Raw genomic sequence first — 10,031 nt, 5'->3', positions numbered from 1 at the left:
TCACACCCGTTCCCATACCGAACACGGAAGTTAAGCTCTTTAGCGCCGATGGTAGTTGGGGGCTTCCCCCTGTGAGAGTAGGACATCGCTAGGCACACAAAGCAGTCAGCAATAGCTGGCTGTTTTTTTATATTTGGGTTGAAAATTAATTTCAATCCCCTTTGTCAGCACTTTAATATGAATCTCGTTGCTACTATTTTTGTTATAATATGTGAAAATGTTTTTTATAGAAGAATATAATATTTGTAATCTGAAATTTAATCATTAAGGATTAGAGTCTTTTAAAGGTAGTTAGTTTTTCACAAGTAAAATATATTAAATAGAAAAAATCATACATTAAATATAGAAAATCGGTCTTAAAAATGGAGAATAGGGTATAAATTTTACTAGATAAAAATATCTGAATTGTCTTTCTTTTATAAGTTTCTTGACAGTAGCATGACTCGTTGTTAATCTTACAATTAATATTCTTTTAACTATAGGAGGAAGTTACGAAAATGTGGGAATCTAAATTTGCCAAAGAAGGTTTAACTTTTGATGATGTATTATTAGTACCAGCTCATTCAGAAGTATTACCGAAAGATGTTGATTTATCAGTTCAACTAACACCAAAGATTAAATTAAATATTCCAATGGTCAGTGCAGGCATGGATACAGTAACAGAATCTAAGATGGCAATTGCTATGGCGCGTCAAGGTGGTATCGGTATTATCCATAAAAATATGGGAATCGATGAGCAAGCAGAACAAGTTGAAAAAGTAAAACGATCTGAAAATGGCGTTATTACAAACCCATTCTTCTTAACTCCAACCCACCAAGTATTCGATGCAGAACATTTAATGGGGAAATACCGAATTTCAGGTGTTCCAATTGTTGATAGCATGGAAAACCAAAAACTAGTTGGTATTATTACAAACAGGGATTTACGTTTTATTTCTGACTACTCTTTAAAAATTGAAGATGTAATGACAAAAGAAGATTTGATTACGGCTCCTATTGGAACGACTTTAGAGGATGCTGAAAAAATTCTTCAACAATACAAAATTGAAAAACTTCCTATTGTAGATGAAGATGGTAAATTAACTGGCTTAATTACAATTAAGGATATTGAAAAAGTAATTGAATTCCCGAAAGCTGCGAAAGATGTACATGGTCGTTTATTAGTAGGCGCAGCAGTAGGTGTTTCTAAAGATACAATGGTTCGAATTGAGAAGCTTGTTGAAGCACAGGTGGATATCGTAGTAATCGATACAGCTCATGGTCACTCAGAGGGCGTACTACAAACAATTCGTTCTATCCGTGAGACATACCCTGAACTAGAAATCATTGCTGGTAACGTAGCAACTGGAGAAGGCGCTCGTGCACTATTTGAGGCTGGTGCAGATGTAGTGAAAGTTGGTATTGGACCAGGGTCAATTTGTACAACTCGTGTTGTTGCAGGTGTAGGTGTACCTCAAATTACAGCTATTTATGACTGCGCTACAGTAGCTCGTGAGCTTGGTAAAACAATTATTGCTGATGGTGGTATTAAATACTCTGGAGATATCGTAAAAGCCCTTGCAGCAGGTGGTAACATCGTAATGCTTGGTTCACTTCTTGCAGGTACTTCTGAATCTCCTGGGGATACTGAAATTTTCCAAGGTCGTCGCTTTAAAGTTTATCGTGGTATGGGTTCAATTGGTGCAATGGAAAAAGGTTCAAAAGATCGTTATTTCCAAGAGGATGCAAAAAAATTAGTGCCTGAAGGAATTGAAGGGCGACTTCCTTATAAAGGTCCTCTAGCAGATACAGTTTATCAATTGATAGGCGGTATTCGAGCAGGTATGGGTTATTGTGGAGCTCCTAACCTTGAGTACTTACGTGACAAAGCTCAGTTTGTTCGTATGACAGGTGCAGGTCTTCGTGAGTCACATCCTCATGATGTTCAAATTACTAAAGAATCACCGAACTATTCAATGTAATAAATTTCAAGCAACTTTTATGCTCTCGTATCGTCTACAAAGATGGCACGGGGGCATTTTTTATGATACAGATTGCGCACGTAGGGTGATATCTATGATAAAATGTCGAGGACAAGATTATTTTTTGGAGGGCAATGAAGGTGAAAAAAACAATGAACACCGTATTACGTTTGCTCCTAATTCCTGTTCTATTATTTAGTATATTCGCGGGTATGCCTGCGAAAGCAAATGCGGAAACAGATTTAGGGCTTACAGTAGATGCTGCGATTCTAATAGACGCAGATTCAGGAAAAATTTTATATGAACAAAATGCAGATACTTCACTAGGTATCGCTAGTATGACGAAGATGATGACAGAGTACCTACTACTGGACGCAATCGATGCAGGTACGGTGAAATGGGATCAAGAATATCATGTTACAGATTATACGTATCGCATGTCTCAAAATCGTGCATTAAGTAATGTACCATTACGAAGAGACGGATCATATACAATTCGTGAACTTTATGAGGCGATGGCTATCTATTCTGCAAATGCAGCGACAGTAGCTATTGCAGAAACTATTGCTGGTACTGAAACTGAGTTTTTAAAACTTATGAATAAAAAGGCAGAAGAGCTTGGGCTTGAAGGCTATAAGTTTGTAAATGCCACTGGTCTTAACAATGCAGATTTATTCGGTATGCATCCAGCAGGCACTGGCCCAGAAGACGAGAATGTGATGCCAGCTAAGTCTGTAGCAAAATTAGCGTATCATTTATTAAAAGACCATCCAAAGGTTTTAGAAACATCTAAGATTACAAAAAAGACATTCCGTGCAGGTACAGATGATGCAATTGAGATGTCAAACTGGAACTTTATGTTGCCGGGGCTAGTATTCCAATATGAAGGCGTAGACGGCCTAAAAACAGGGACTACAAACTTTGCAGGACATTGCTTCACAGGTACTGCAGAACGCAACGGGACACGTTTAATTGCAGTTGTAATGAAAGCTGTAGATGCAAATGGACAAGGTTCATATAAAGCACGTTTTGATGCTACAGCAAAATTATTTAACTACGGCTTTTCACAATTTACAAAACATGAAATTATTCCAGCGAACTATAAATTTAAAGACCAAAAGACTGTAAAAGTTACAAAAGGTAAAGAAGATAAAGTAGCTATCGCTGTAAAAGAACCAATTTCATTTATGGTGAAATCTTCTGAAAAAGATTTATATCAACCTAAATTGGTATTAGATAAAAAAAGCCTTGAAGCTAAAGTTAAGAAAGATACGGTCGTAGGTAAAGTCGTTATTGAGCGCACAGAAGGCAAAGATTACGGCTTTATCGATGGCAAGGAATTTGCATCTGACGTCGTGACAACAGCATCTGTTGAACGTGCAAGTGGCGTAGCTCTATTCTTCCAAGGTATCGGTAACTTCTTCGGCAGCTTATGGGGCGGTATTACTGACTTTGTTGGTGGATTATTTTAAAAACTAATATAAAGAACACGTTTATGTTTGAAAAAGCATAACGTGTTCTTTTTCACATTTTGCAGGCTATGTGCATACGCTAATAGGCGAAAGGATGTGGCTAAATGTGTGGTATTACAGGGTGGGCTAGCTTTAAAAAGGATTTACGAACAAGTGATAAAATCATGAAGTCAATGGCGCAAGCATTAAGTAAACGAGGCCCTGATGATGAAAATACTTGGTGTAATGAACATATTGCATTTGGCCATCGACGGTTAGCAGTTATTGATTTAATAGGTGGCAAGCAACCGATGATGAAAAAACATGATGGCGTAAACTATGCCATTACATATAATGGCGAGCTATATAATACAGAAGAATTACGTAAAGAGCTGCAAACAAGAGGGCATGTTTTTACAACTCAGTCAGATACGGAAGTATTAATAACTGCTTATATTGAATGGAAAGAACAATGTGTGAACTATTTAAATGGCATATTTGCTTTTGGCGTGTGGGATGAACAAACAGAATCACTCTTTCTGTGTCGTGACCGTCTTGGGGTAAAGCCTTTGTATTATACGGAGCAGCAAGAAGGGTTACTTTTTGCATCAGAGGTAAAGGCGCTATTTGCTCATCCAGCAGTCCATCCAATTGTTAATACAGAAGGGCTTGCTACAATAATGGCTGTAGGACCATCTAAAACACCTGGTAAGTCGCTATTTCATAATATTAATGAATTACGGCCAGGATACGCAATGAGGTATTCAAGAGACGGGGTACGTATATGGCAATATTGGCAGCTTCAAAGTAAAAAACATGAAGAATCTTTGGAAGAGACAATTGATCATGTACGCTATTTACTGACAGATGCTATCGAACGACAACTTGTATCAGATGTACCGATTTGCACATTTCTGTCTGGAGGTTTAGATTCTAGTATTATTACCGGTATTGCGGCAAATAGCTTCCAGCAACAAAATAAAGGCAAACTTCATACGTACTCTATCGACTATGAGGATAACGAACGTTTCTTTAATCCACACGCTTTTCAAACTTCAACTGACATTTATTGGATTAAAAAAATGAACGACTCATTTGATACAACGCATCATGCTGAGCAAATTTCACAGCAACAATTAATCGATTTATTAATAGAAGCTGTCATTGTCAGAGATGCTCCTGGTATGGCGGATGTTGACTCCTCGTTACTATGGTTTTGCCGAGAAATAAAAAAAGATTTTACGGTCGCTTTATCAGGGGAATGTGCAGATGAAATATTCGGTGGTTATCCATGGTTTAAAGAAAGGACTACAGGCTTTCCATGGATTCGATCACTTCCAGAAAGAACGGCTATGTTACGGCAGGAATGGCGCAACAAGTTAGACGTGGAAAACTACGCACAGCAAGTATATGATCAAACGATTGGAGAAGTACCTTATCTCGAGGGGGAAAGTTCAGAGGCAGCACAGCACCGTGAAATGTTTTATTTAAACATGGTATGGTTTATGCAAACATTGCTAGAACGAAAAGATCGGATGAGTATGGGCGCAAGTCTAGAGGTGCGCGTGCCATTTGCAGATCATCGGCTTGTAGAATATACGTGGAATATTCCTTGGGAAATGAAAAATTTAGACGGTATGGAAAAAGGCTTACTTCGAAAAGCGATGTCGCATTTATTGCCAGAGGAAGTGTTATATCGCAAAAAGAATCCATATCCGAAAACGTATCATCCTATTTATACTGAAGGTGTTCAAACGTGGTTAAAAGAAATATTAAACGATAAAAATTCAGTTCTTCATGAATTTTTTGAACGACAAAAACTAGTGGAGTTAATTGAGTCTGGAGGAAGTTCATTTAAAGTGCCTTGGTACGGACAATTAATGGCTGGTCCGCAACTCTTAGCCTATTTAGGGCAAATTCATACGTGGTTTAAGCATTATAATATTCAACTAAAAGAAAATGGTTAAAAAGCACAACCATCTTATCACTTTAATCGTGATGTAGATGGTTGTTTAAGTTGTATTGCCCAGCAATTCATTAATTTCTCGACAGATGTTTCAATTTCATGCACAGGTATACCACCAAAGCCAAGTAAAAATCGAGCTTGTGAGGCTATATTTTCATCAAGTCGATAATCTGATAATGGATAGATACCTATTCCTGCAGCATTGGCACTTTGCTGTAATTGTTTCTCGGATAATTCATGCTGAACATTGAGCAAGATATGCATGCCTGCTTGCTCTCCTGTTATTTTAATTTGAGTAGAATAATTTTCTAAAATGGTAGTTAGCTTCTCATGCTTTTTTCGATACACTTTTCGCATACGATTCAAATGCTTTGAAAAATGACCGTCTCGCATAAAATTGGCTACAATGTGCTGATCAAATCTAGGTACTGTCGATGAATAATAATTAAAGACGTCATTATAAGTAGCCAGCAGCTTTGGTGGAAGTACAAAATAAGCAACTCGTAAAGATGGCATTAATGATTTTGTAAAGGTACTCATATAGATGACTTTGTCATTGCGATCTAATGCTTGAAGAGCAGGAATTGGTTTTCCTGTATAACGAAATTCAGAATCATAATCATCCTCAATGATATATCGTGATGGGCTTTGAGCGGCCCAATTTAATGCCTGTGCACGTCTCGTCGCAGACAATACAGCGCCAGTTGGGAATTGATGCGATGGTGTTATATAAACAACGTTGGCATTTGTTTTTTCTAATTCCTGAATAAGTATTCCTTCATCATCTACAGAGATTGGACAAACTTTTCGCTTATGTTGTAGAAACATCCGATGCACTGTTGGATAACCAGGATTTTCGAGCGCAAAGCAAGTATCTTCACTGAAGAGACGTAATATCATCGGAAGTAATTGTTCAGTACCGGAGCCAATAACAATTTGCTCAGGGCTACAAATAACGCCACGTGATTGATATAAATAATTAGCAATCTCCGTACGTAATGCTAATTCTCCCTGTGGCTCACCTGTTAATAATAGTTCCTTCGAGGCATCATCAAATAGCTCTTTTGCATATTTTCGCCACGTTTGAAATGGGAATGCATCAATATCAATGGAACCAGGGTTAAAATCAATGGAATATGATTTTTTCCGAGGCTGCTCTGTTAGGTATGTGGATGTGTCTTGCTGAATATATGGAAGTTCATCAATTTCCTCAACAAAATAACCGACCCTCGATTTAGACATAATATAACCTTCAGCAAGTAACTGCGCATAGGCAATTTCAATAGTCGTTTGAGAAATATTTAAAAAATCTGCTAATTTTCTTTTTGAAGGTAATTTTTCTCCAACGGTAATTTTCTTTGTAGTAATGGCTTCTTTTATACCGCTATAAAGCTGATCATATAGCGGTTTTCCACCATCTTTTTCAAGCTGAAATAAGAGCATATCCATGGGCGATTATTCTCCTGACCTTATAATTATTTTGTAAACTGAATATTTTGATGTGGTCAATTTCTATTATACTAAATTTTATCACAAAGGTGGAGGTAGAAAACAATGAAGCAAACAGGAACTGAATTAGTAAAGCGTGGGATGGCTGAAATGCAAAAGGGCGGCGTAATTATGGATGTCATAAATGCAGAACAGGCAAAAATTGCTGAAGCGGCAGGAGCTGTAGCTGTTATGGCGTTAGAGCGCGTACCTTCGGATATACGAAAGGCTGGGGGAGTTGCGCGTATGGCAGACCCGCGTATTGTTGAAGCGGTTATGGGAGCAGTCACTATTCCAGTAATGGCAAAGGCACGAATTGGTCATATTGTTGAAGCGCGAGTATTAGAAGCTATGGGCGTTGATTATATTGATGAGAGTGAGGTATTAACGCCAGCGGATGAGGAATTTCATTTATTAAAAAGTGATTATACAGTACCATTCGTATGCGGTTGTCGTGATTTAGGCGAGGCAGCTCGTCGTATCGGTGAAGGGGCGTCTATGCTACGAACGAAAGGTGAACCGGGTACAGGTAATATTGTAGAGGCTGTCCGTCATCTTCGTAAGGTCAATGCGCAAGTGCGAAAAGTTGTCGGAATGACTGAGGATGAGCTAATGACAGAAGCGAAATTGCTAGGTGCTCCTTTTGAATTATTACGAGAAATTAAAAGGCTTGGTCGCTTACCGGTTGTAAACTTTGCAGCAGGTGGTGTTGCGACACCAGCAGATGCTGCACTCATGATGGAATTAGGTGCCGATGGCGTATTCGTTGGGTCAGGTATTTTTAAATCAGAAAATCCCGAGAAATTTGCACGTGCCATTGTTGAAGCAACGACACATTATAAAGACTATCAATTGATTGCAGAAATTTCAAAGGAGCTTGGCGTGCCGATGAAGGGTATTGATATTGCACAGCTGAGTCAAAGTGAACGTATGCAAGAACGAGGCTGGTAACATGAAAACAATCGGTGTGTTAGCATTACAGGGTGCTGTTCGAGAGCATGTACAAATGTTAGATGCACTTGGATGCCAAACGGTTTTAGTAAAGCATCAGGAGCAGCTAATAGGGCTTGATGGTCTAGTATTACCTGGCGGAGAAAGTACGACGATGCGCAAGTTGCTAAATCGCTATGACCTGCTAGAGCTGTCATGGATGTTGTCGTTGCTAGAAATTCGTATGGACGTCAAGTAGATAGCTTTGAAGTGGAATTGGATGTTCCAGCTATTGGTGAAGCGATAGCTGCCGTTTTTATACGAGCACCGCATATTGTGTCAGTCGGCGAAGGTGTGGAAGTGTTAGCTGTGCATGAAGATAAAATTGTGCTAGCACGTGATAGGCATTTACTTGGATGTTCATTTCATCCTGAACTAACGACAGATTCGCGTATTCTCGAATATTTTGTGACGTCTATGGTGTGACTTGCAAAATCTCGAATCATATAGTAAAGTAGGATAAAATTTAAATAAGTAAACACGATGATGGGAAGTAGTAACAAGCACGTTTTTTTTAGAGAGTCAGCGGTTGGTGGAAGCTGATAAAAGCACTTGTGAATCCGTCCTGGAGTTGCGCAGTCGAAGTAAATGAAGTAGGCTGTCGCCGGCTGAAATGCCGTTATGAGATAAGTGGACTAGGCAAAGTGTCTGGTCAATTAGGGTGGCAACGCGGGTAGCTCTCGTCCCTTTCATGGGATGAGGGCTTTTTTGTGTTCCATTATAAATAAAACACCCATCATTATGAAATCTACTACTGGAGGTATGAACGATGTTAGATATTAAACGCGTCCGTGATAACTTTGCGGAAATTAAAGAAATGCTATTAACACGTAACGAGGATTTAGGAAACTTAGATGATTTTGAAGCTTTAGATACGAAGCGTCGCGAATTAATCGCAAAGGCAGAAGAGCTTAAAGCTGAACGAAATAAAGTGTCTGAGCAGATTTCTGTTATGAAACGTAATAAAGAAAATGCTGATGAAGTAATCGCTCGTATGCGTCAGGTTGGCGATGAAATTAAAGAGTTAGATACACAGCTAAATGAAGTAGAAGATCGTTTTAAAGATATGATGATGCGTTTACCAAACGTTCCACATGAATCTGTGCCAGTTGGTACTACTGAAGACGATAATGTTGAGGAATATACTTGGGGCGAAGTACCAACTTTTGATTTCGATATTAAAGCACATTGGGATATTGCAACAGATTTACAAATTGTCGATTTTGAACGCGGTGCAAAAGTAACTGGAAGCCGTTTCTTATTCTATCGTGGCTTAGGTGCTCGTTTAGAACGTGCATTAATGAGCTTTATGATGGATTTACATGCAGAAGAGCATGGATATGAAGAAATGCTGCCACCTGTTATTGTGAATCGAGACAGCTTAACGGGTACAGGTCAGCTACCTAAGTTTGAGGAAGATGTATTTAAAGTAGATGATACAGACTACTTTATGATTCCAACAGCAGAAGTACCAGTTACGAATTTCTACCGCGATGAAATTCTCCCTATTGAAGCTTTACCACAGGGCTTTGCAGCATATAGTGCTTGTTTCCGCTCAGAAGCGGGCTCTGCAGGTCGCGATACACGTGGCTTAATTCGCCAACACCAATTCAATAAAGTAGAATTAGTACGTTTTGTTAAACCTGAAGAATCTTATGAGCAATTAGAATTATTAACTGGTCACGCTGAAAAAGTGCTGCAATTATTAGGCTTACCTTACCGTAAATTAAAAATGTGTACAGCTGATTTAGGTTTCACAGCTGCGAAAAAATATGATTTAGAAGTTTGGATTCCGGCACAAAATATGTACCGCGAAATTTCTTCTTGCTCAAACTTTGAGGATTTCCAAGCGCGCCGTGCGAATATTCGTTTCCGCCGTGAGCCAAATGCAAAACCAGAATACGTGCACACATTAAACGGCTCAGGTCTTGCAATTGGTCGAACAGTGGCTGCTATCCTTGAAAACTATCAGCAAGCCGATGGAAGTGTAGTGATTCCAGAGGTATTAGTTCCTTATATGGGCGGAAAAACAGTGATTGCGCCAAAATAACAAATTACTGTGGTCACAGATCCGTAATTACAAGCTTCTACTGATAGAAATGTAGTAATTCCACAGGCAAAAGCAAAGACAATACGCTAAGCTATTTTAGTTAATCTGGTTTTAGATTTTCTAAA

At 38.7% G+C, this 10,031-nt stretch carries 6 protein-coding genes, 1 rRNA gene, 1 pseudogene and 1 other annotated feature; of the genes and pseudogenes, 7 read left to right on the top strand and 1 reads right to left on the bottom strand.

Annotated elements, in window-relative coordinates; translation table 11 throughout:
- From rrf to asnB, 4 genes are all read left to right on the top strand, one after another.
- Nucleotides 1-94: ribosomal RNA gene (gene rrf, locus ACQKNX_RS25455) — 5S ribosomal RNA — on the top strand; the annotation flags it as partial.
- Nucleotides 95-497: 403 nt separating this feature from the next.
- Entirely contained in the window at nt 498-1,961 is a 1,464-nt protein-coding gene (gene guaB / locus ACQKNX_RS25450; RefSeq protein WP_427431321.1) for an IMP dehydrogenase, read from the top strand.
- A 140-nt stretch (nt 1,962-2,101) separates the two neighbouring features.
- Nucleotides 2,102-3,433 (top strand): D-alanyl-D-alanine carboxypeptidase family protein, encoded by a 1,332-nt coding sequence (locus tag ACQKNX_RS25445; protein ID WP_427431320.1) that lies wholly within the window; start codon nt 2,102-2,104, stop codon nt 3,431-3,433.
- Nucleotides 3,434-3,537: 104 nt separating this feature from the next.
- The gene (gene asnB / locus ACQKNX_RS25440; RefSeq protein WP_427431319.1) at nt 3,538-5,379 is read left to right on the top strand and encodes an asparagine synthase (glutamine-hydrolyzing); all 1,842 of its coding nucleotides are present in this window, start codon (nt 3,538-3,540) and stop codon (nt 5,377-5,379) included.
- Nucleotides 5,380-5,396: 17 nt separating this feature from the next.
- On the opposite strand, the gene ACQKNX_RS25435 is transcribed toward asnB, so the two are convergent.
- Nucleotides 5,397-6,827, bottom strand: coding sequence for a PLP-dependent aminotransferase family protein (locus ACQKNX_RS25435; protein WP_427431318.1), 1,431 nt, complete (start codon nt 6,825-6,827; stop codon nt 5,397-5,399).
- Between the two features lie 105 nt (nt 6,828-6,932).
- Here ACQKNX_RS25435 and pdxS point away from each other — a divergent pair, with 105 nt between their 5' ends.
- The 3 genes and pseudogenes from pdxS (at nt 6,933) to serS (ending at nt 9,906) form a co-directional block, all read left to right on the top strand.
- The gene (gene pdxS, locus ACQKNX_RS25430) at nt 6,933-7,817 is read left to right on the top strand and encodes a pyridoxal 5'-phosphate synthase lyase subunit PdxS (RefSeq protein ID WP_427431317.1); all 885 of its coding nucleotides are present in this window, start codon (nt 6,933-6,935) and stop codon (nt 7,815-7,817) included.
- A gap of 1 nt (nt 7,818) precedes the next feature.
- Nucleotides 7,819-8,282, top strand: a pseudogene (gene pdxT, locus ACQKNX_RS25425) (pyridoxal 5'-phosphate synthase glutaminase subunit PdxT).
- Between the two features lie 48 nt (nt 8,283-8,330).
- Nucleotides 8,331-8,547, top strand: a binding site (T-box leader).
- Between the two features lie 78 nt (nt 8,548-8,625).
- A complete protein-coding gene (gene serS, locus ACQKNX_RS25420; protein WP_340821499.1) occupies nt 8,626-9,906 on the top strand; it encodes a serine--tRNA ligase in 1,281 nt (426 codons plus the stop codon).
- The last annotated feature ends 125 nt before the right edge of the window (nt 9,907-10,031 follow it).

The organism is Lysinibacillus sp. NPDC093712 (genome assembly GCF_050280025.1).
Taxonomy (GTDB): Bacteria; Bacillota; Bacilli; order Bacillales_A; family Planococcaceae; genus Lysinibacillus.
Note: the sequence above shows the minus strand (reverse complement) of the source record. Positions and strands in the feature narration are given on the sequence as shown.